This window comes from Erythrobacter sp. 3-20A1M, assembly GCF_018636735.1.
In the GTDB taxonomy this organism is placed as follows: domain Bacteria; phylum Pseudomonadota; class Alphaproteobacteria; order Sphingomonadales; family Sphingomonadaceae; genus Alteriqipengyuania.
The window spans coordinates 1,460,911-1,479,558 of the sequence record NZ_CP045200.1; the positions used below are offsets into that span (position 1 = coordinate 1,460,911).

Below are 18,648 nucleotides of genomic sequence, written 5' to 3' on the forward strand. Positions count from 1 at the left end.
CCGATGAGCAGGACCGCATTCGTCACCGGAGCCACCGCCGGGATCGGCGAGGCCACCGTGCGCGCGCTGGTCGCCAGCGGCTGGCGCTGCGTCGCGACCGGGCGGCGCAAGGAGCGGCTGGACGCGCTGGTCGAGGAACTGGGCGCGGACAAGGTCCACGCAGCGGTGTTCGACGTGCGCGATACCGACGCGATGGACGCCGCGATCGCTGCGTTGCCCGACGCGTTCGCCGGGATCGATCTGCTGGTGAACAATGCCGGTCTGGCGCAGGGCCTCTCGCCCGCGCAGGAGTCCAATCTCGACGACTGGCAGACGATGATCGACACCAACGTCAGCGCGCTGGTGACGCTGACGCGCAAGCTGCTGCCGGGCCTGATCGAGCGTAAGGGCGCGATCATCTCGATCGGCTCGGTCGCGGGCAGCTACATCTATCCCGGCGGCAACGTCTATGCCGGCAGCAAGGCGTTCGTGAACCATTTCACGCTGGCATTGCGCGCCGACCTCCACGGCACCGGCGTCCGCGTCACCTCGATCGAGCCGGGCATGGTCGAGACCGAATTCACCAAGGTCCGCACCGGCAGCCAGGAGGCGTCGGACGAGCTCTATGCCGGGGTCGATCCGATGACGGGCGAGGATATCGCGAACACGATCCGCTGGATCGCCGAGCTGCCGCCGCATCTCAATATCAACCGCCTCGAGCTGATGCCGGTGAACCAGGATTTCGCGGGCTTCCGGGTGGCGCGCGAGAACCACTGATCCGAGAACCCAGAATGTCCGATGCCAATCCCCGCCGCACCTTCGCGATCATCTCGCACCCCGACGCGGGCAAGACCACGCTGACCGAGAAACTGCTGCTGAAAGGCGGCGCGATCCATCTCGCGGGTGAGGTCAAGGCGCGGGGGCAGGCGCGGCGCGCGCGGTCCGACTGGATGAAGATCGAGCAGCAGCGCGGCATCTCGGTCACCTCCAGCGTGATGACCTTCGAACGCAACGGCATCACCTTCAACCTGCTCGACACGCCGGGGCACGAGGATTTCTCCGAAGACACCTATCGCACGCTGACCGCGGTCGATTCGGCGATCATGGTGCTGGACGCGGCGGCGGGTATCGAGCCGCAGACATTGAAGCTGTTCGAGGTCTGCCGCCTGCGCTCCGTGCCGATCATCACGCTGGTCAACAAGATCGACCGCGAGGGGCGCGACGCCTTCGAACTGCTCGACGAGATCGCGGAGAAGCTGGCGCTCGACACCGCGCCGATGAGCTGGCCGGTCGGTATGGGCGGCCTGTTCGAGGGGGTGTACGATTTCGAGCGGGACGAGCTGCAACTGCCCGAAGGCGATGCGAAGGAATTTCGCGGCAAGAGCCTGTCCTTCGACGGCCCCGAAGACCCGAAGCTGGCGGAGCACCTGTCTGCAGACGGGGTCGCGCGCGTTGCGGAAGAGGGGCTGTTGGCGCGCGAGGGCTATCCCGATTTCGATTTCGAGGCCTATCGCAACGGCGACCTGACCCCGGTCTATTTCGGCAGCGCCTTGAAGCAGTTCGGCGTCGACGCGATCATCGACGCGATCGCGAAATACGCGCCCGATCCGCGGCCCCAGCCCGCCGACGAGGGCGAGATTTCGCCGACCCGGGACGAGGTCACCGGCTTCATCTTCAAGGTGCAGGCCAATATGGACCCGAACCACCGCGACCGCATCGCCTTCATGCGGCAGGTGTCGGGCACCTTCAAACGTGGCATGAAGTTGACGCCGTCGGGCCTCGGCAAGCCGATCGCGGTGCATTCGCCAATCCTGTTCTTCGCGCAGGACCGCGAGATCGCCGACACCGCGCTGCCCGGCGACATCATCGGCATCCCCAATCACGGCACGCTGCGCGTGGGCGATACGCTGTCCGAGAAGAACGACGTGCGCTTCACCGGCCTGCCGAATTTCGCGCCCGAAATCCTGCGGCGCGTCCAGCTGCGGGATCCGACCAAGACCAAGCAGCTGCGCAAGGCGCTGGACGATCTGTCGGAAGAGGGCGTGATCCAGGTCTTCTACCCGGAGATCGGCGCGCAGCACATCGTCGGCGTGGTCGGCCAGCTGCAGCTGGAAGTGCTGATCAGTCGGCTGGAGGCGGAATACAAGGTGGAGGCCGCGCTGGAGCCCGCGCCCTTCGCCACCGCCCGCTGGGTGAAGGGCGAGGGCAAGCCGCTGGAGGAATTCGAGAGTTTCAATCGCGCCAATCTCGCCCGCGACCGCGACGGCGATCTGGTATTCCTCGCGAAAAGCCCGTGGGACGTGAACTACCAGGCGGAAAAGCATACCGAGCTGGCGTTTTCCGCCACCAAGGAGCGGTGACAGGCGGCGCGTTCGGACCTAGCATGGCGCAATGGCCGATTTCACCGACACGTTGACTGACGACCACATGGCGATGATCGCGCGCCAGCCGGTCTTCTTCGTCGCCACCGCAGCCCCCGATGCGCGCATCAACCTCAGCCCCAAGGGCTACGATGCGTTTCGCGTGCTGGCGCCCGACCGGGTCGCTTATCTCGATCTGGGCGGATCGGGCAACGAGACCAACGCGCATCTGCTCGCCGACGGGCGGATCACAGTCATGTTCTGCAATTTCGAACAGCCTGCGCTGATCCTGCGCATCTACGGCCGGGGTCGGCCGGTGCTGCCCGCCGACGCCGAGTGGGCGGAACTGGCGGCGCATTTCGAGCTGATGCCCGGCACGCGGCAGATCTTCGACATCGCGGTGGAGAGCGTGCAGACCAGTTGCGGCTGGGGGGTGCCGCTGATGACGCTCGAGCGCGAGCGCGGCACGCTGCACAAATACCACGCGCAGGCCGATCCGGTGAAATGGGCGGCCAAGATGGCGCAGCGAACCGTCAGCATCGACGGGCTGCCGGCCCGCCCGACCGACCGCTATATCGCCGGCGAATAGGCGCGTGCGGCTGAAGCTCGCCAGTTACAACATCCACAAGGCGGTCGGCACCGACAGGCGCCGCGACCCGGCGCGGATCATCGCGGTCCTGCGCGAGCTGAATGCCGATGTCATCGCGCTGCAGGAGGCGGACGAGCGGCTGGGCGAACGCGAGACGGTGCTGCCCCGCGCCGCGCTGGACGACACGCCGTGGAAGGTCGTGCCTATCGCGCGGCGGCCCCGATCGATCGGGTGGCACGGCAACGCGCTGCTGGTGCGCCGATCGATGACCATTGCCCATTGCGAGCCGCTCGACATGCCGACGCTGGAGCCGCGCGGGGCCGTGTGCGCGGATTTGGAGCACGAGGGCCATCTCTTTCGCATCGTCGGCACGCATCTCGACCTGTCGGGCCTGCGGCGGCGCAGCCAGGTGCGCCACCTGCTCGGCCATATGGAGGCCGCTACCCCCGCCTGCCCCGAAGTGCTGATGGGCGATTTCAACCAGTGGCGCAGCTCCGCCGGGGCGATGGACGAATTCGGCCCGCAATGGCGCGCCCTGTCCCCCGGACGCAGCTATCCCGGCGTGCGTCCGATCGCGCGGTTCGATCGCATGGTGGTGTCGAAGAGCTGGCGTATCGTGGAGCAGGGCGTCCATCACAGCGCGCTCGCGACCCGCGCCTCCGACCATTTACCGATCTGGGCGGCGCTAGAGCTGCCCTAATATTAGGCGCTGCCTAATTTCTAACCAACACGGCGGGTCGAGCATCCTGCCCGGTAACCCTCAGCCCATTGAAATAGCGCCTTTCCTCTGCACTGGCACGGCTTTTGCTGCCGTAGGCGGAAGCCGGAAACGGGTCCGGCGATTCAGTGCATGAGGGGGACGCATGAAATTCATCATTGCCGTCATCAAGCCGTTCAAGCTCGACGAGGTGCGCGAAGCACTCGGCGGGATCGGGGTTGCGGGCATGACCGTGACCGAGGTCAAGGGCTTCGGCCGTCAGAAGGGGCAGACCGAGATTTACCGCGGGGCCGAATATTCGACCAACATGCTGCCCAAGGTGAAGCTCGAAATCGCTGCCGCGGACGATCTCGCCGACAAGGTCGTGGAAACGATCCAGCAGACCGCCGGGACCGAATCGATCGGCGACGGCAAGATCTTCGTGCTCGATCTCGCCAGCGCGACCCGCATCCGCACCGGCGAGACCGGCGATACCGCACTCTGATATCCGAGGGGGACAACAGACAATGATCCGTACACTCCTACGCGGCACCGGCGCGGCGCTCGTTACCGGGCTCGCCGCCACCGCCGCCTTCGCTCAGGAAACGGCAGACGCGGTCGCCGGCTCGCCCATCGCGGCGGCCACCGCCGAAACCGCCGCTGCCGTTCCCAATCCGGGCAACAACGCCTGGATGATGACGTCGACCATCCTCGTCCTGATGATGATCCTGCCGGGTCTGGCGCTGTTCTATGGCGGCCTCACCCGGTCCAAGAACATGCTGTCGACCATGACGCAGATCGGGGGGGCGACCGCGCTCGCCATGCTCGTCTGGGTGATGTGGGGCTACGGCACCGCGTTCGGACCGGAGGGGAACGCCTTCTTCAGCTGGGGCAAATACTTCCTCAGCGGCGTCACCTCCGACAGCACCGCCGCAACGTTCAGCGACGAAGTCATCAGCGAATACGTGTTCGCGAGCTTCCAGATGACCTTCGCGGCGATCACGCTCGCGCTGATCCTCGGCGCGACGGTGGAGCGGCTCAAGTTCTCGGCCGTCATGCTGTTCGGGATCATCTGGCTCACGGTCGTCTATTTCCCCATCGCCCACATGGTCTGGGCCGAAGGCGGGCTGCTGTTCGACATGGGCGCGCTCGATTTCGCCGGGGGCACCGTGGTGCACATCAACGCCGGTGTCTCGGCCCTGGTGCTCTCCATGCTGCTGGGCAAGCGCCGGGGCTATCCGGCGGAGCCGATGCCGCCGCACAGCCTGACGCTGACCATGGTCGGCACCGGGCTGCTATGGGTGGGCTGGTTCGGCTTCAACGCCGGGTCGGAGCTGGAGGCGGACGGAACCGCCGGCCTGGCGATGATCAACACCTTCGTCGCCACCGCGGCGGCGGGCCTGGGCTGGATGCTGATGGAGAAGTTCTCCGGGCACAAGGGCTCCACGCTCGGCTGGTGCTCGGGCATCATCGCCGGTCTCGTCGCGGTGACCCCCGCGGCGGGCAACAGCGGCCCGTTCGGTGCCATCGTGCTGGGCTTCATCGCCTCCGCCGTGGCCTTCTTCGCGGTCGCCAAGCTGAAGCCGAAGCTGGGATATGACGACGCGCTGGACGTGTTTGGCATCCACGGCGTGGCCGGCATCGTCGGCGCGATCGGCACCGGTATCGTCTACAGCCCCGCGCTGGGCGGGCCGGGCGATCCGGCGGACTATTCGATGGGCGGACAGGTGATGATGCAGATCATCGCCGTGATCGTCGCCATCGTGTGGGCCGCCGTCGGTACGCTGATCATCGGCTTCATCGTCAAGGCGCTGACCGGCCTGCGGGTCTCCGAGGAAGTCGAAGTCGAAGGTCTCGACATCGGCGAACATGGAGAGCGCGCCTACAACTGATTACCGAATTGGCGGGGCCGGGGCCTCTCTCTCCTCTCCCGGGCCCCGGCCCCGCCAAACCATGTTCCTCCTGCGAACAAGCCACCTTGCAAGGGCCGGGGCCAAGTGCTCCGGCCCTTTTTTATGCGCGCGTCAGAGACAGCCGCGAAAGTCCCCGGCTTAGGCGCGCTCGGCGGCCTGCACGAAATCCGCGCAGCGCTCGCCGATCATGATGCACGGTGCATTGGTGTTGCCGCCCACGATCCTGGGCATGATCGAGGCATCGGCGATCCACAACCGCTCCAGCCCGCGCGCTTTCAGCGTCGGATCGACCACGCTGTCCGCGTCGGCGCCCATGCGGCAGGTGCCGACGGGATGATAGATCGTGTCCGCGCGGTCGCGGATCAGCTGGTCCAGCGCGGCCTCGTCCGACGGGTCGACGGGATAGCGGTCGGTCGGGCCGAAGGCCTGCAGGGCCGGTGCTTCCCCGATCCGCTGCGACAGGCGCACGCCGTCGCGCAGCAGGGCGATGTCGTCCGGATCGCCCAGGAAGTTCGGATCGATCGCGGGCCCTTCCGCCGCGTCGGGCGAGGCGAGCCGCACCGTGCCGCGGCTCGCGGGCCGCAGGACGCAGGCGTGGAGCGAGAAGCCGTGCCCCTTCACACGGGTACGTCCGTGATCCTCCAGCATGGCAGGCACGAAATGCCATTGCATGTCGGGCGCAGGCGCACCGTCGCGCAGCGTCAGGAAGCCGCCGGTTTCGGCATAGGGCGTGGTCATCGGCCCGCTGCGGCTGCGGCGGTGCTGGACCAGCGCCTTCGCCGTGCGCATCATCCCGGCCAGAGAATCGCCGACCGGCACGTCGCTGGTGGTCTGCCAGCTCGACACGTAATCGACATGGTCCTGCAGATTGGCGCCAACGTCGGGCCGGTCCTGCACCACCTGGATGCCATGCTCTCGCAAGTGCCCGCCCGGCCCGATGCCGGACAGCATCATGATCTGGGGCGAGTTGAACGCGCCGGCGGACAGGATCACTCCGCGCCGGGCGGTCAGCGTCTGATGCCCGCGCCCCTTGCGCACCACCACGCCGGTCACGCAATTGCCCTCGATCTGCAGGCGCTCCACCAGCGTGTTGGTTCGCAAGTGGACATTGGGCTGGTCGAGCACCGGCTCGACGAAGGCACGCCCCGCGCTCCAGCGCTCGCCCTTGTGCTGCGTCACCTGGAAGGTGCCGAAGCCTTCCTGCCGGGCACCGTTGAAATCCTCGTTCAGCGGCAATTGCAGCGACGCGGCCGCTTCGACGAAGGCGGCGCTGGCGGGATTGACCGAGCGCTGGTCGGACACAAACAGCGGGCCGCCTGCGCCGTGCCATTCGCTCGCGCCGCGCTCGTTCGCTTCCGACTTGCGGAACCATGGCAGCACCTCGTCCCAGCTCCAGCCGGTGCAGCCCATGGCGGCCCAGTTGTCGTAATCCCATGGATGGCCGCGCAGATAGAGCATGGCGTTGATCGCGGAGGATCCCCCCAGCCCGCGCCCGCGCGGCTGGTAGCCCCGTCGCCCGTTCAGCCCCTTCTGCGGGACTGTCTCGTAGCGATAGTTCTGCCGCTTCCCGATGAAGGGCATCAGCCCCGGCGTCTTCACCGCCAGCGTGTCGTTGCGCCCGCCCGCCTCGATCAGGCAGACCTGCCGCGTGCCATCCTGCGCCAGCCGACCGGTCACCGCGCTGCCCGCGCTGCCGCCGCCGATCACGATGTAATCGTATTGATCCATGAACTGCCTCTCCTCGGCGGAAAGACTAGGCAGCACCCGCGACTACGACAATCGCCTTTCGCGTGGAGGTTCGGGCCGGTCCTCCAGCGGGCGCGGCTGGCCGCTCCGCCGCGCCCAGCGCGCGCGGATCATGTCGGAGGTTTCCCGGCTGCCGTCATGGCTCCAGCCCGGTTCGCGCAGCAGATAGGACAGCTTGTGCCGCCACGGCGCCCGGGCGATGTCGCGGCCCATGCCGATCCATTCGTGGAACACGCTCCACAGGAAATGGAACGTGCCGAGCTGCTTCACGATGCCGTAGCGGATCGGTTCGTCGTCGCGCTCGGGTTCGAAAGAGCCGAACGCCTTGTCCCACACGATGAAGACGCCGGCGAAGTTGCGGTCGAGATAGCGCGGATTGGTCGCATGGTGGACGCGGTGATGGCTCGGCGTGTTCATCACCGCCTCGAACCAGCGCGGCATCCGCCCGATCGCCTCGGTATGAATCCAGAACTGGTAGATCAGGTTGAAGCCGTGGCAGATCGCGATCATCGCGGGGTGGAAACCCAGCAGGACGAGCGGCATCGTGAAGATGAAACCCAGCGCGAAGAAGCCGGTCCAGCTCTGCCGCAGTGCGGTGCTGAGATTGTAGTGCTGGCTGGAATGGTGGTTGACGTGTGCCGCCCAGAACCAGCGCACCCGGTGCCCCAGCCGATGCGCCCAGTAATAGGCGAAATCGTCCGCCACGAAACAGATCGGCCAGGCCCACCACACCAGCCACCACCGCGCGCCGAAATCGAACAGCCGGAACTGGTAGAGCCACAGGAACAACGCCAGCGTGGCGATGCCGGTGATCGCGCCGATGACCGTGCTGCCGAGCCCGATGGCGAGCGAGGTCAGCGTATCGCGCGGCTCGTAGGCCGTGGGCCGGCGGAAGCGCGCCCACACCATCTCGGCCAGCACCAGCAGCACGAAGGCCGGAATGGCGTAGGTGATGGGGCTGAAATCGGGCATCGCGGCGTCAATCTACCCGCTGCGCGCGGGTCAGCCAATCCGGCGGGGGTTGGCGCAGGGCGATCGCGAGCCTGCCGAACAGGCGATCGCCGCTCGCGATAGCCAGCGTTCCGTCGCGCCCGATCGCGATCGCCTCGCGCGATACCGGCCGAGCGGCGAAATGCGCCCCGTGGACCTTGATCGCGATGAACCGGTCGTCATCCCCCCGCACCAGCGCGGTGCGTCCGTCGCGCCCGACCAGCGCATCGACCGGTTCGAAGCCGCCGTCCGCCTCCTGCGCCAGCGCCTTCGCGTGGGCCGCATCCGCTATCCGCGTACCCCGGCCCAGGCCGAGCCATGCGGCGATGCCGAACAGGGCGAGGATCGCCGCCAGCGACAGACCTGCCTGGAGCAGCATGTCGCCCATCGCACGATCACCCCTCGCCGCTGGCGCCGGAGGCGCTGCGGCGGCGCTGGAACATGTTCAGCAGTTCGACGGCGACGGAGAAGCCCATGGCGGCGTAGATATAGCCCTTGGGAACATGGAACCCGAAGCCGTCGGCGATCAGCACCAGCCCGATCATCACCAGGAAGGCCAGCGCGAGCATGACCAGCGTGGGGTTGTGTTCGATGAAACGCGCCAGCGGATTGGCCGCGAACAGCATGATACCCACGGTGATCACCACCGCGGTCACCATGATCGGGATATCATCCGTCATGCCGACGGCAGTGAGAATCGAATCGATCGAGAACACCATGTCGAGCGCGATGATCTGGACGATGGCGGAACCGAAGGTGAGGGTCGCCTGCGTCGCCGGGCCGTCGCGCATGTCGCGATCGGGGGCATGCGGCTCCATATTGTGATGGATTTCGCGCGTGGCCTTCCACAGCAGGAACAACCCGCCCGCGAGCAGGATCAGGTCGCGACCGGAAAACGCCGTCTCGAAGCTCGGCTCGCCATAGGCGTTCGGGCTGCCCGACAGGCCCAGATCGAACAGTGGGGTTTGCAGGGTCACCAGCCAACCGATCAGCAGCAGCAGACCGATACGCATGACGAGCGCCAGCAAAAGCCCGATTTTTCGCGCCTTTTCCTGTTGCTCCGGGGGGAGCTTGTTCGACAGGATCGCGATGAAGATGAGGTTGTCGATACCGAGCACGACTTCCAGCGCAATCAGGGTCAGGAGCGCTGCCCAGGCGGCGGGATCGGAAAGAAGCGAAAGGATATCCATCCGCGCATCTTTGGCCAAACCGGTCCAAAGCGGCAAGAGTGTCGAAAGCAAGATAGTTTCGCCGCAGCGCAGGATTATGCGCTTTCCTGAAATACCACCTTAAATTGTTCGCGCTCGACCCGGAATCGCGCTATGACCCATCGCGAAAACTAACGGGGGTATGCAGTTTCGCTCGCGTTCGACCCTGCAAGTTTGTCCGGCAAGGGGCCGTCTCGCCTTGCCGGGCCCGGTTTGAGAGGCGGTTGCAGAAGACCAGGGTACTGACAGGATTATGGGTTACGATAGAGGGCGTCGTCGTGGGCGCGACAAGCGCGATGGTTTCGGCGAAGACGGCTTCGATCCGTTTCAGGGTGGGGGCAATTTCGGCGGCGGCGACCGGTTCGGCGACCGTGGCGGTTTCGATGACCGTGGCGGCGGCGGTGGTGGCGGCGGCTACGGCGATCGTTCCGGCGGCGGCGGGCGCGGCGGCTTCGGCGGCGGCCCGCGTGGCGGCGGCGGCGGTGGCGGCGGCGGTTTCAACCGCATGCCCGCGCAGGTCGTCGGCACCGGCAAGGGGACGGTGAAGTTCTTCAACGGCCAGAAGGGTTTCGGTTTCATCCAGCAGGATGGCGGCGGGGAAGATATCTTCGTCCACATCAGCGCCGTTGAGCGCGCCGGGCTGGAAGGCCTGGCCGAAGGGCAGGAGCTGGAATTCAACCTCGTCGATCGCGGCGGCAAGATCTCGGCTCAGGACCTGCAGGTCGTGGGCGACGTGATCCCGGTCGAATCGCGTGGCGGCCCCGGCGGTGCGCGGCGCGACGATGCCGGCGCTGGCGCGCCCCGGCGCGAGCTGACGGGTGAGAAGGCGACCGGCACGGTCAAGTTCTTCAACTCGATGAAGGGCTTCGGCTTCCTCGTGCGCGACGACGGTCAGCCCGACGCATTCGTGCACATCAGCGCGGTGGAGCGGTCCGGCCTCGGCCAGATCAACGAGGGCGAACGTTACCAGTTCGATCTCGAGGTCGACCGACGAGGCAAGCATTCGGCGGTCAATCTCGTCCCCGTTCAGGACTGATCCCGCGCCTTCGCCCGCACCGGTTTGACCGCATGCGGACAGGCACCTAGAGAACACCAGATGGCGGCCCGAATGGGTCGCCATTTGTCGTTTCGCTTTCCGATCATCAGAGGTACGCCATGGCCATTTCCCCCCTCATGCCCGTCTATCCGCGCTGCGACGTCCGCCCCGTGCGCGGCGACAACTGCCACCTGATCGACGAGGACGGGACGCGCTATCTCGATTTCGCCAGCGGCATCGCGGTCAACCTTCTGGGCCATTCGCATCCCGGACTGATCGGGGCGATACAGCAGCAGGCCGAAACGCTGATGCACGTGTCGAACCTCTACGGCAGCCCGCAGGGGGAGCGGCTGGCGCAGACGCTGGTCGATCACACCTTCGCCGATACGGTGTTCTTCACCAATTCGGGTGCGGAAGCGGTCGAATGCGCGATCAAGACGGCGCGCGCCTATCACCAGCATGAAGATGGCGATTCGAACCGGACCGAGCTGATCACTTTCACCAGCGCCTTCCACGGTCGCACGATGGCGACGATCAGCGCTTCCAACCAGGAGAAGATGCACAAGGGCTTCATGCCCCTGCTGCCCGGTTTCCAGTATTGCGAGTTCGACGACCTCGCGGCGGCCAAAGCGATGGTCGGGCCGAAGACCGCGGGTTTCTTGGTCGAACCGATCCAGGGTGAAGGCGGCATCCGCCCCGCGAGCCAGGAATTCATCGAGGGGCTGCGGGCGATCTGCGACGAGCAGGACCTGATGCTGGTGTTCGACGAGGTCCAGTGCGGCGTGGCGCGCACCGGGCACCTCTACGCATACGAAATGTATGGGGTGGAGCCCGACGTGATGGCCAGTGCGAAGGGGATCGGCGGCGGCTTCCCGCTCGGCGCGTGCCTTGCGACCGAGAAGGCGGCGCGCGGCATGGGCTTCGGCAGCCACGGTTCGACCTATGGCGGCAACCCGCTCGCCATGGCGGCGGGCAGTGCGGTGATGGAGGTCGTGACCGATCCCGATTTCCTTGCCGACGTGCGTGCGAAGGGCGAACGCATCCGTACCCGGCTGGACCAGTTCATCGGCAATTATCCGGACCTGTTCGACTGCGTTCGCGGCGCCGGGCTGATGCTGGGCGTGCGGATGAAGGTGGAGAGCCGTCCGTTTTTCCAGCACCTGCGCGACAAGCACCAGCTGCTGACGGTGGCGGCAGGCGACCAGACGCTGCGCGTGCTGCCGCCGCTGGTCGTCGGCGATGCCGAGATCGACGAGTTCTTCGACAAGCTTTCGGCGGGGGCGGCCGACTACGATCCGAGTGCGACGGGATGACCGCGCCCCGCCACTTCCTCGATCTGTCCAATGCCGGCGGGGATGCGATCGCGGCCATGCTGGTCGATGCGATCGACCGCAAGCGGGCCCGTGCCGACTGGCCGAAGGGGCGGTGCGATTCGGATGCGCCGCTCGCTGGCCGCGTGCTGGCGATGATTTTCGAGAAAAGCTCGACCCGCACCCGCGCCAGCTTCGACATGGCGATCCGCCAGCTCGGCGGCAGCGCGATGGTGATGGAATCGGGCTCGATGCAGCTGGGACGCGGCGAGTCGATCGCCGATACCGCGCGGGTGCTCAGCCGGATGGTCGATGCGATCATGATCCGGACCGACGATCACGCGAAGATCGAGGATATGGCGCGCCACGCCACGGTGCCGGTGATCAACGGCCTCACCGATCGATCGCATCCGTGCCAGATCGTGGCCGACCTGCTGACCATCGTGGAGAACGGCAAGAGCCTGCCCGGCCTCGAACTCGCCTGGTTCGGGGATGGCAACAACGTGCTCCATTCGATCCTGGAGGCGGCGGGCCTGATGCGTTTCAACGTGCGCGTCGCGACGCCCGCGGGTTACGAGCCGGAGCGCGAATTCGTGGAACTGGCCCGGGCCGCGGGCTCGACCGTCACCTTGACGCAGGATGCAGGCGCCGCCGCCGACGGGGCCGATATCGTGGTGACTGATACCTGGATATCCATGGGTCAGGCCCATGCGGAGGAGAAGTTGGCGGCGATGGCGCCGTACCGCGTCGATGCCGACCTGATGGCGCGGGCGAAGCCGGATGCGCGCTTTCTTCACTGCCTGCCCGCCCATATCGGCGACGAGGTGACCGAGGGTGTGTTCGAGGGCCCGGCATCTTTGGTCTTCGACGAAGCCGAAAACCGCATCCATGCGCAAAAATCCGTCCTGCTGTGGGCATTCGGCCTGCTCTGAAGGGTAGCTGCGGAACGCGGGGTCTTCTCTGCGGCGCGAAAATTCCCATATTCGGGTCATGCCCGAAAATCCCGCGTCGCAGACCGTCTCCCAGGAGGAGACCTATTCGGATCGCCTGTTGGCGTTCTCCATTCCCGCGCGCGACGTGCGCGGGCGCGTGGTGCGTCTCGACGAGGTGCTCGACAACGTGCTTGCCGCGCACGATTACCCACCGGCGATCAAGCATCTCCTGGCCGAAGCGCTCCTGATAGCGACGCTCATCGGTGCCCTCGTCAAGCGCGACGAAGGGCAGATGACCATGCAGGCGCAGACCGATGGCGGCGTGGTGAAGCTGCTCGTTTGCGATTATCGTGGCGGCGAACTGCGCGGCTATGTCGATTTCGATCGCGAGCGGCTGGCCACGCTGGGGGCGAATCCCGGCCTCCCCGCGCTGTTCGCCGGCGGTTATCTCGCGATCACTTTCGACATGGCTGATGGGCGCGGGCCTATCAGGGAATTGTTCCGCTGGAAGCCGATTCGCTCGCCGAAGCGTGCGAGAGCTATTTTCTCCAGTCGGAACAAGTCCCCACCCAGATTCGCATCGCGGTGCGTTCCGGCCCGGATGGCTGTTCGGGCGCGGGCTTGCTGATCCAGCACATGGCCGATGGCGAGGAAGGGCGCGAGCGCATCGAGGCGCGGCAGGAGCACCCGCACTGGGAGCATGTGTCGGTCATGGCCGGCAGCGTGCGGCACGAGGAACTGCTCGATCCCGAGATTTCGCTGGAGGCGCTGCTCTGGCGCCTGTTCCACGAAGAGGACGCAGTGCGAACCACGCTGGGGCCGCGGATCGTGCGCGGCTGCCGCTGTTCGCAGGATTACTACCGCACGGTGCTCGCCCGGTTTCCCGAAGAAGACTTGCGCGACATGCGTGACGAAAGCGGAAACATTCCGGTCGACTGCGCATTCTGCAGCAAGGTCTTTTCCGTGGCGGCATGAAACCGAATCGACACCTATCGGTGATAGGCGGTCTGATGAACCGCACCATCCACCATTATCGACACCATGAAAGGGGACCCGCGATGCTTCGCACCGGGACGACATCGACGCGATCCTCCGGCCGGCTGCGCAGTGGCGCGATCGGCGCGGCCATCGCCGCACTGGCTCTGGTCAGCCCGGTTCGGGCCGCAGCGCCCGAACTTGGCAAGCTCCAGCCGCTGCAGAGCGGCATGTGGGAAGTGCGCGACCGGGAAACCAAAGCGACAAGCAGGATCTGCCTGCGTTCGGGGACCGAGCTCATTCGGCTGCGGCACCGCTCCAATGGGCCGTGCAAAAGCTATCTCATCGAAGACGGGCCGAGCCGGGTCGCGGTGCAGTACAGCTGCAGCAAGTCGGGATACGGCCTCACTACCATCCGGCGCGAAAGCTCCACTCTCGTGCAGCTTACATCGGAAGGCATGAGCAACGGTCAGCCTTTCTCGTTCTCCGTGGAGGCGCGCCGCACCGGCGGCTGCTGAACGAACGCAGATCGGGCTTGGGCCGCGTCGGGACTTCGGCTAGCCCGGCCCGATGGCTGAAACTGGCGAACCTGTTGCCGTCGTTCTCCTTTCCGGGGGACTGGATTCCATGGTGTCCGCCGCGCTCGCGCGCGAGCAGGGCTTCGCGCTTCATGCGCTCACCATCGATTATGGTCAGCGGCACCGCCGCGAACTGGATGCCGCGCGCCGGATCGCTGCGGAACTGGGCGCGACCCGGCATGTCGAACTCGCGCTCGACCTGCGCAAGTTCGGCGGTTCGGCGCTGACCGACGATGTCGACGTACCCAAGGACGGGGTGGGGGAAGGCATTCCGGTCACCTATGTGCCGGCGCGCAATCTCGTATTCCTGTCGCTGACCACCGCCTTCGCCGAAAGCGGCGGAGCGCGCGACATTTTCATCGGTGTCAACGCGCTCGACTATTCGGGCTATCCCGATTGCCGACCCGAATTCATCACCAGTTTCGCCCACACAGCCAGCCTGGGCACGAAGATCGGGGTGGAGGACGGCCCGATCGTCATTCACGCGCCACTGCAGTACATGTCAAAGGCGGACATCGCGCGGGAGGCCGACCGGCTCGGCCTCGATACGGGGATGAGCTGGTCGTGTTACGATCCGCGTGCGGACGGATTGCCATGTGGCGCTTGCGATAGTTGCCGACTTCGGCGCAAGGGGTTCGCGGAAGCGGGTCTGGAGGATGGGCTGCGGTATCCCGACGACATACCGCCGGCCTAGGGAGAGAACGAATGCCGAATGCTGACGAAGTGCCCGCAGCTCAGCCTGCGCGCGATGCCGGTGTGCCTGCCTATAGCTGGTATGCGCTGACGGTCCTGCTGTTGGTCTATGTCCTCAATTTCGTCGACCGGCAGATCCTCTCGATCCTCGCCAACGACATCAAGGCGGATCTTGGCGTCAGCGATGCCTATCTCGGTTTCCTGTACGGAACCGCCTTTGCCATCTTCTACGCGCTGTTCGGCATACCTTTGGGCAAGTTGGCCGATAGCTGGCACCGGGTGCGCCTGATGTCGATCGGGCTGGCGCTGTGGTCGGCCATGACCACGCTGTCCGGCCTCGCACGCACGGCCCCGCTGTTGACCGCGGCGCGAGTCGGGGTCGGCGTGGGGGAGGCGACGGCGAGCCCTTCCGCCTATTCGCTCATTTCCGACTGGTTTCCGGCCCGATTGCGGGCGACCGCGCTCGCGATCTATTCCTCCGGCCTGTATCTCGGCGGCGGCCTTTCCCTGCTCATCGGCGGGTTGATCGTGGAGAACTGGGAATCGGCTTATCCCAACGGCGGCCCGCTGAACCTCGCCGGTTGGCAAGCGGCCTTCATCATCGTCGGCCTCCCGGGGCTCGCGCTGGCGCTATGGGTGCTGACGCTTAAGGAACCGGTTCGCGGCCTGATCGACGGCATGCCCAGCGAGCCGGTGGAGAAGCCCTTCCGCGGTTTCGTGGACGAACTGCTGCAGATCATTCCCCCGCTGACCATCCTCGGCGCGGCGCGGCGCGGTGTCGGCGCGCTGCTGGTGAATGTCGGCGCGATCGTCCTGTTTGCGCTGCTGGCGATAGGGCTCACGAATTGGCTCGGGTCGGGGCCCGGAGCGGTCGTCGCGCAGGTCTCGGACCAATGGCTGTTCCTCGGCGTCGGCTATTACGCCATCTTCAGCTGGGCCACCGCGCTGCGTTCGCGCGACCCGGTGACCTTCAGCCTGACTTGGGGTTCGCCCGCCTTCATGACCACCATTCTGGGTTACGGCGTCGTGGCGTTTATCGCCTATGCCACGTCCTATTGGGGGGCGCCCTATGCCGAGCGAGCTTTTGCAATCAGCAAGGCGGAGATCGGGCTGCTGCTGGGCGCGCCCAGCGCGGTGGCAGGCTTCCTGGGCGTCATCGCCGGCGGCAGAATGGCAGATGCACTCTATCTCCGGACCCCATCGGGCCGCTTGTTCGTGGTCCTCTTCGGCTTGATCGCGCCGCTGCCGATCATCTGGACGATGTTCACCACATCGAGCCAGACGGTGTTTCTCATCGCGGCGTTCGCCGCGCAGTTCTGCGGGGCAAGCGCACTGGGTGCGGCGGCGGCGGCGAGCCAGGCGCTGGTCCTGCCGCGGATGCGGGGGGTGGCCACGGCGACCTTCTTTCTCGCTACCACGCTGGTCGGCCTCGCGCTCGGTCCGTATCTCGCCGGTCTTGTTTCGGCCAAGCATGGGGATGATCTCGCCACCGGCATGCTGAGCATTCTCGCGGCTGCGCCGGTGGGACTGATCCTCCTGGTGGTCGCTATCCGCCTCGTGCCGAAAGCGGAAGCGACACTGCAGGAGCGGGCGAGGGCGGCGGGCGAACCGATCTAATCGCCGCCCGCGCGCGAGGAACGGTCAGGCCCTTTCAAGCACTCCGCACGCCACGCGGCTTCCCGCGTCCCCTGCCGGGTCGGTCCGGTAGTCGTCGGCACCCGAATGGATCACGACGGCGGTACCGTCGGCGTCGAACAGTATCTTCATCAACTCTGTCTGCATTCCGCGCAGATCGACGGTGGTGCTGACGGTACCCGAAGGACCGACCTCTAGATTGGGCATGTCGCCCAGATGGGGGCCGGTGGGATTCTCCAGCCCGTGGTGCCTGTCGTAGGGATTGAGATGGCCGCCGGCCGACGTGAAGTCCGGCGGCGTGCACGAGCCGGTTTGATGCAGGTGGAACCCATGCATCCCGGGAGTGAGTCCGGTGGCCACTAGGGCTACCGTAATCGTGTTTCCGCTGCCCATCAGTTGGACCGTACCGCCCGGAGCTCCTGTCGCGGAGATGAGCCGGGCACTGGCCAGCTGCTCGATCGGAAGATCGCCGACTGTCGGGGTAGCGCAGGCGGAAAGACTCAGTGCGCCTGCGGCGAGAAGGAGCGCGCCGAACACATTGGCGTGGAAGGCTTCGCCGCGGAAAGATTTGCGAGGGTTTCGGGTCGCCATCTCTAATCCTTTTCGTGAGAGAGGATATCCTGACGCCAACGAAAAAGGGGCCGGATCGCTCCGGCCCCTTTCCAATTCGATCGGATCGATCGCCTTACATGCCCGAACCCGGACCGTAGGTGATGCGAACGCGACGGTTCTGCGGCTCGCGCACACCGTCGGCGGTCGGGACCCGCAGGTCGTTCTCGCCGAAGCCTTCGCTGCTGATCCGGCCATCGGGGATACCGCGGCTGGACAGGTACGAGCGGACCGAGTCGTTACGACGCTCGGACAGGCCCTGGTTGTACTGCTTGGTACCCGACGTATCCGTGTAACCAGCCAGCATGACCGAAGCCGTGCCGCAATTGGCGTAGGCCGAAACCGCGTTGTTGAGTACCGAAGCCGCTTCCGGCGTGATGTCCGACTTATCCCAGTCGAAGAACACGATGTAGGGGCCGGTGTTGCACGCCGGACGTGCGGGCGGCGGCGGCGGCGGCGGCGGCGGCGGCGGCGGCGGCGGCGGCGGCGGGGGTGCCATCACCGGGGGCGGAGCCACAGGCGCGCCGAAGTTGTACGTCAGCGTACCCAGCAGCGAGTGGCTGCGCATCTTGGTGCTCATATCGCGGCCAGCGCGATCGACCAGATCGACGTTCTCGGCGTTGTAGAAGCGATACTTCAGGCCGACGTCGATATTGTCGGTCAGCGGAGCGCGAACGCCCGCCAGTACCTGCCAAGCGAAACCGGTGTCGGAATCGTCGAGACCGTCGACCGCGCCGGCACCGTTCAGGTTGTTGATGCTGGCATTGACATCGGTGCGAGCGACACCGGCACCACCGCCGATGAACCCTTGCACGCCGTCATCCGGACCGAAGTCGACCAGACCGTTGACCATGAAGCTCAGAGAACTGATGCGGCCGTTGACGGGATCTGCCACACCCGACCCGGAGATCTGACCGGCGGGACCTGCGGGGAATCCGCTGGTGCCGATGGTGGCCGAGTCGAAGCTGGCGCGACGATAGCTGCCCTCGGCTTCCAGACGGAACGGACCGAAGTCGTAGCCGACCAGGCCGCCGAAATCGTAACCGACGTCGGAATCAAAGCTGGTGTCGCCCGACACGCCGTTCACGTCGAAATCGGTGTCTTCGACGATCATCACACCGCCATCGGCCTCGACATACCAAGAGTTGTCGCGCGCCAAGGCAGGCGATGCAAGGGCCGTAGAGGCCATCGCCATTCCTATGACGAGTTTCCGCATTATGTAATTCCCCTTCTTATTGGAATTGAAGCCACCAAGAGGCCTCCCATCTAACTTTTCCCCTATACAGAGGCAAGCGGCTAATCCGGCCCAATGTTGCAAGAATGCCTCATATCCTGGGATAGTACGGCAAAAAAGAGCGAGACCAGCCTCCTGTGATGCGCAAACGGCAACTCGGCGGA

The 18,648-nt window shown here is 65.9% G+C and carries 18 protein-coding genes and 1 pseudogene; 13 read left to right on the forward strand and 6 right to left on the reverse strand.

Going from position 1 to position 18,648, the window contains the following annotated elements:
* The first annotated feature begins 3 nt into the window (after window positions 1–3).
* From F7D01_RS07215 to F7D01_RS07240, 6 genes are all read left to right on the forward strand, one after another.
* Window positions 4–756, forward strand: a complete 753-nt coding sequence (locus tag F7D01_RS07215; protein ID WP_215229504.1) for an SDR family NAD(P)-dependent oxidoreductase — start codon at window positions 4–6, stop codon at window positions 754–756.
* Window positions 757–770: 14 nt separating this feature from the next.
* Window positions 771–2,339, forward strand: a complete 1,569-nt coding sequence (locus F7D01_RS07220; RefSeq protein ID WP_215229505.1) for a peptide chain release factor 3 — start codon at window positions 771–773, stop codon at window positions 2,337–2,339.
* A gap of 31 nt (window positions 2,340–2,370) precedes the next feature.
* Complete coding sequence (locus F7D01_RS07225; protein ID WP_215229506.1) at window positions 2,371–2,928, forward strand: pyridoxamine 5'-phosphate oxidase family protein; 558 nt, start codon at window positions 2,371–2,373, stop codon at window positions 2,926–2,928.
* Between the two features lie 4 nt (window positions 2,929–2,932).
* On the forward strand, window positions 2,933–3,628 hold the full coding sequence (locus tag F7D01_RS07230; RefSeq protein ID WP_215229507.1) for an endonuclease/exonuclease/phosphatase family protein: 696 nt from the start codon (window positions 2,933–2,935) through the stop codon (window positions 3,626–3,628).
* A 163-nt stretch (window positions 3,629–3,791) separates the two neighbouring features.
* The gene (locus F7D01_RS07235; RefSeq protein WP_215229508.1) at window positions 3,792–4,130 is read left to right on the forward strand and encodes a P-II family nitrogen regulator; all 339 of its coding nucleotides are present in this window, start codon (window positions 3,792–3,794) and stop codon (window positions 4,128–4,130) included.
* 22 nt (window positions 4,131–4,152) lie between these two features.
* Window positions 4,153–5,517 carry an ammonium transporter gene (locus F7D01_RS07240; RefSeq protein ID WP_215229509.1) on the forward strand — a complete coding sequence of 455 codons (1,365 nt, stop codon included), beginning with the start codon at window positions 4,153–4,155 and terminating at the stop codon, window positions 5,515–5,517.
* 159 nt (window positions 5,518–5,676) lie between these two features.
* Here the strand turns inward: F7D01_RS07240 and F7D01_RS07245 are convergent, their stop codons facing one another.
* Genes F7D01_RS07245 through F7D01_RS07260 form a run of 4 tightly spaced genes read right to left on the reverse strand, consistent with a single transcriptional unit; the run spans window position 5,677 to window position 9,464 of the window.
* On the reverse strand, window positions 5,677–7,266 hold the full coding sequence (locus F7D01_RS07245) for a GMC family oxidoreductase (RefSeq protein ID WP_215229510.1): 1,590 nt from the start codon (window positions 7,264–7,266) through the stop codon (window positions 5,677–5,679).
* 42 nt (window positions 7,267–7,308) lie between these two features.
* Complete coding sequence (locus tag F7D01_RS07250) at window positions 7,309–8,256, reverse strand: sterol desaturase family protein (protein WP_215229511.1); 948 nt, start codon at window positions 8,254–8,256, stop codon at window positions 7,309–7,311.
* A 7-nt stretch (window positions 8,257–8,263) separates the two neighbouring features.
* Window positions 8,264–8,662 carry a hypothetical protein gene (locus F7D01_RS07255; RefSeq protein WP_215229512.1) on the reverse strand — a complete coding sequence of 133 codons (399 nt, stop codon included), beginning with the start codon at window positions 8,660–8,662 and terminating at the stop codon, window positions 8,264–8,266.
* Between the two features lie 7 nt (window positions 8,663–8,669).
* Window positions 8,670–9,464: a TerC family protein gene (locus F7D01_RS07260; RefSeq protein WP_215229513.1), complete on the reverse strand. Its 795-nt coding sequence runs from the start codon at window positions 9,462–9,464 to the stop codon at window positions 8,670–8,672.
* A 271-nt stretch (window positions 9,465–9,735) separates the two neighbouring features.
* Here F7D01_RS07260 and F7D01_RS15415 point away from each other — a divergent pair, with 271 nt between their 5' ends.
* From F7D01_RS15415 to F7D01_RS07295, 7 genes and pseudogenes are all read left to right on the forward strand, one after another.
* Window positions 9,736–10,518, forward strand: a complete 783-nt coding sequence (locus F7D01_RS15415; protein WP_215229514.1) for a cold-shock protein — start codon at window positions 9,736–9,738, stop codon at window positions 10,516–10,518.
* 119 nt (window positions 10,519–10,637) lie between these two features.
* Window positions 10,638–11,831, forward strand: coding sequence for an aspartate aminotransferase family protein (locus F7D01_RS07270; protein WP_215229515.1), 1,194 nt, complete (start codon window positions 10,638–10,640; stop codon window positions 11,829–11,831).
* The gene (gene argF, locus F7D01_RS07275) at window positions 11,828–12,760 is read left to right on the forward strand and encodes an ornithine carbamoyltransferase (RefSeq protein ID WP_215229516.1); all 933 of its coding nucleotides are present in this window, start codon (window positions 11,828–11,830) and stop codon (window positions 12,758–12,760) included. Before F7D01_RS07270 ends, argF begins: the two co-directional genes overlap by 4 nt.
* A 58-nt stretch (window positions 12,761–12,818) precedes the next feature.
* Window positions 12,819–13,735: pseudogene (locus F7D01_RS07280) on the forward strand (Hsp33 family molecular chaperone HslO).
* Window positions 13,736–13,818: 83 nt separating this feature from the next.
* Window positions 13,819–14,253 (forward strand): hypothetical protein, encoded by a 435-nt coding sequence (locus F7D01_RS07285; protein ID WP_215229517.1) that lies wholly within the window; start codon window positions 13,819–13,821, stop codon window positions 14,251–14,253.
* 52 nt (window positions 14,254–14,305) lie between these two features.
* Entirely contained in the window at window positions 14,306–15,007 is a 702-nt protein-coding gene (queC, locus tag F7D01_RS07290; protein WP_215229518.1) for a 7-cyano-7-deazaguanine synthase QueC, read from the forward strand.
* An 11-nt stretch (window positions 15,008–15,018) separates the two neighbouring features.
* Window positions 15,019–16,623 carry an MFS transporter gene (locus F7D01_RS07295; RefSeq protein WP_215229519.1) on the forward strand — a complete coding sequence of 535 codons (1,605 nt, stop codon included), beginning with the start codon at window positions 15,019–15,021 and terminating at the stop codon, window positions 16,621–16,623.
* Window positions 16,624–16,647: 24 nt separating this feature from the next.
* Here F7D01_RS07295 and F7D01_RS07300 read toward each other — a convergent pair whose 3' ends face one another.
* Both F7D01_RS07300 and F7D01_RS07305 read right to left on the reverse strand, forming a co-directional pair.
* Window positions 16,648–17,232: a superoxide dismutase family protein gene (locus F7D01_RS07300; RefSeq protein ID WP_215229520.1), complete on the reverse strand. Its 585-nt coding sequence runs from the start codon at window positions 17,230–17,232 to the stop codon at window positions 16,648–16,650.
* Between the two features lie 94 nt (window positions 17,233–17,326).
* Window positions 17,327–18,466 (reverse strand): OmpA family protein, encoded by a 1,140-nt coding sequence (locus F7D01_RS07305; RefSeq protein WP_215229521.1) that lies wholly within the window; start codon window positions 18,464–18,466, stop codon window positions 17,327–17,329.
* Window positions 18,467–18,648 lie beyond the last annotated feature (182 nt).

Bases quoted from the DNA above. Each gene is read 5' to 3' on its own strand.
- F7D01_RS07215 (WP_215229504.1), top strand. From the start codon at position 4: ATGAGCAGGACCGCATTCGTCACCGGAGCCACCGCCGGGATCGGCGAG.
- F7D01_RS07220 (WP_215229505.1), top strand. From the start codon at position 771: ATGTCCGATGCCAATCCCCGCCGCACCTTCGCGATCATCTCGCACCCC.
- F7D01_RS07225 (WP_215229506.1), top strand. From the start codon at position 2,371: ATGGCCGATTTCACCGACACGTTGACTGACGACCACATGGCGATGATC.
- F7D01_RS07235 (WP_215229508.1), top strand. From the start codon at position 3,792: ATGAAATTCATCATTGCCGTCATCAAGCCGTTCAAGCTCGACGAGGTG.
- F7D01_RS07240 (WP_215229509.1), top strand. From the start codon at position 4,153: ATGATCCGTACACTCCTACGCGGCACCGGCGCGGCGCTCGTTACCGGG.
- F7D01_RS07245 (WP_215229510.1), bottom strand. From the start codon at position 7,266: ATGGATCAATACGATTACATCGTGATCGGCGGCGGCAGCGCGGGCAGC.
- F7D01_RS07250 (WP_215229511.1), bottom strand. From the start codon at position 8,256: ATGCCCGATTTCAGCCCCATCACCTACGCCATTCCGGCCTTCGTGCTG.
- F7D01_RS07255 (WP_215229512.1), bottom strand. From the start codon at position 8,662: ATGGGCGACATGCTGCTCCAGGCAGGTCTGTCGCTGGCGGCGATCCTC.
- F7D01_RS07260 (WP_215229513.1), bottom strand. From the start codon at position 9,464: ATGGATATCCTTTCGCTTCTTTCCGATCCCGCCGCCTGGGCAGCGCTC.
- F7D01_RS15415 (WP_215229514.1), top strand. From the start codon at position 9,736: ATGGGTTACGATAGAGGGCGTCGTCGTGGGCGCGACAAGCGCGATGGT.
- F7D01_RS07270 (WP_215229515.1), top strand. From the start codon at position 10,638: ATGGCCATTTCCCCCCTCATGCCCGTCTATCCGCGCTGCGACGTCCGC.
- argF (WP_215229516.1), top strand. From the start codon at position 11,828: ATGACCGCGCCCCGCCACTTCCTCGATCTGTCCAATGCCGGCGGGGAT.
- F7D01_RS07285 (WP_215229517.1), top strand. From the start codon at position 13,819: ATGCTTCGCACCGGGACGACATCGACGCGATCCTCCGGCCGGCTGCGC.
- queC (WP_215229518.1), top strand. From the start codon at position 14,306: ATGGCTGAAACTGGCGAACCTGTTGCCGTCGTTCTCCTTTCCGGGGGA.
- F7D01_RS07295 (WP_215229519.1), top strand. From the start codon at position 15,019: ATGCCGAATGCTGACGAAGTGCCCGCAGCTCAGCCTGCGCGCGATGCC.
- F7D01_RS07300 (WP_215229520.1), bottom strand. From the start codon at position 17,232: ATGGCGACCCGAAACCCTCGCAAATCTTTCCGCGGCGAAGCCTTCCAC.
- F7D01_RS07305 (WP_215229521.1), bottom strand. From the start codon at position 18,466: ATGCGGAAACTCGTCATAGGAATGGCGATGGCCTCTACGGCCCTTGCA.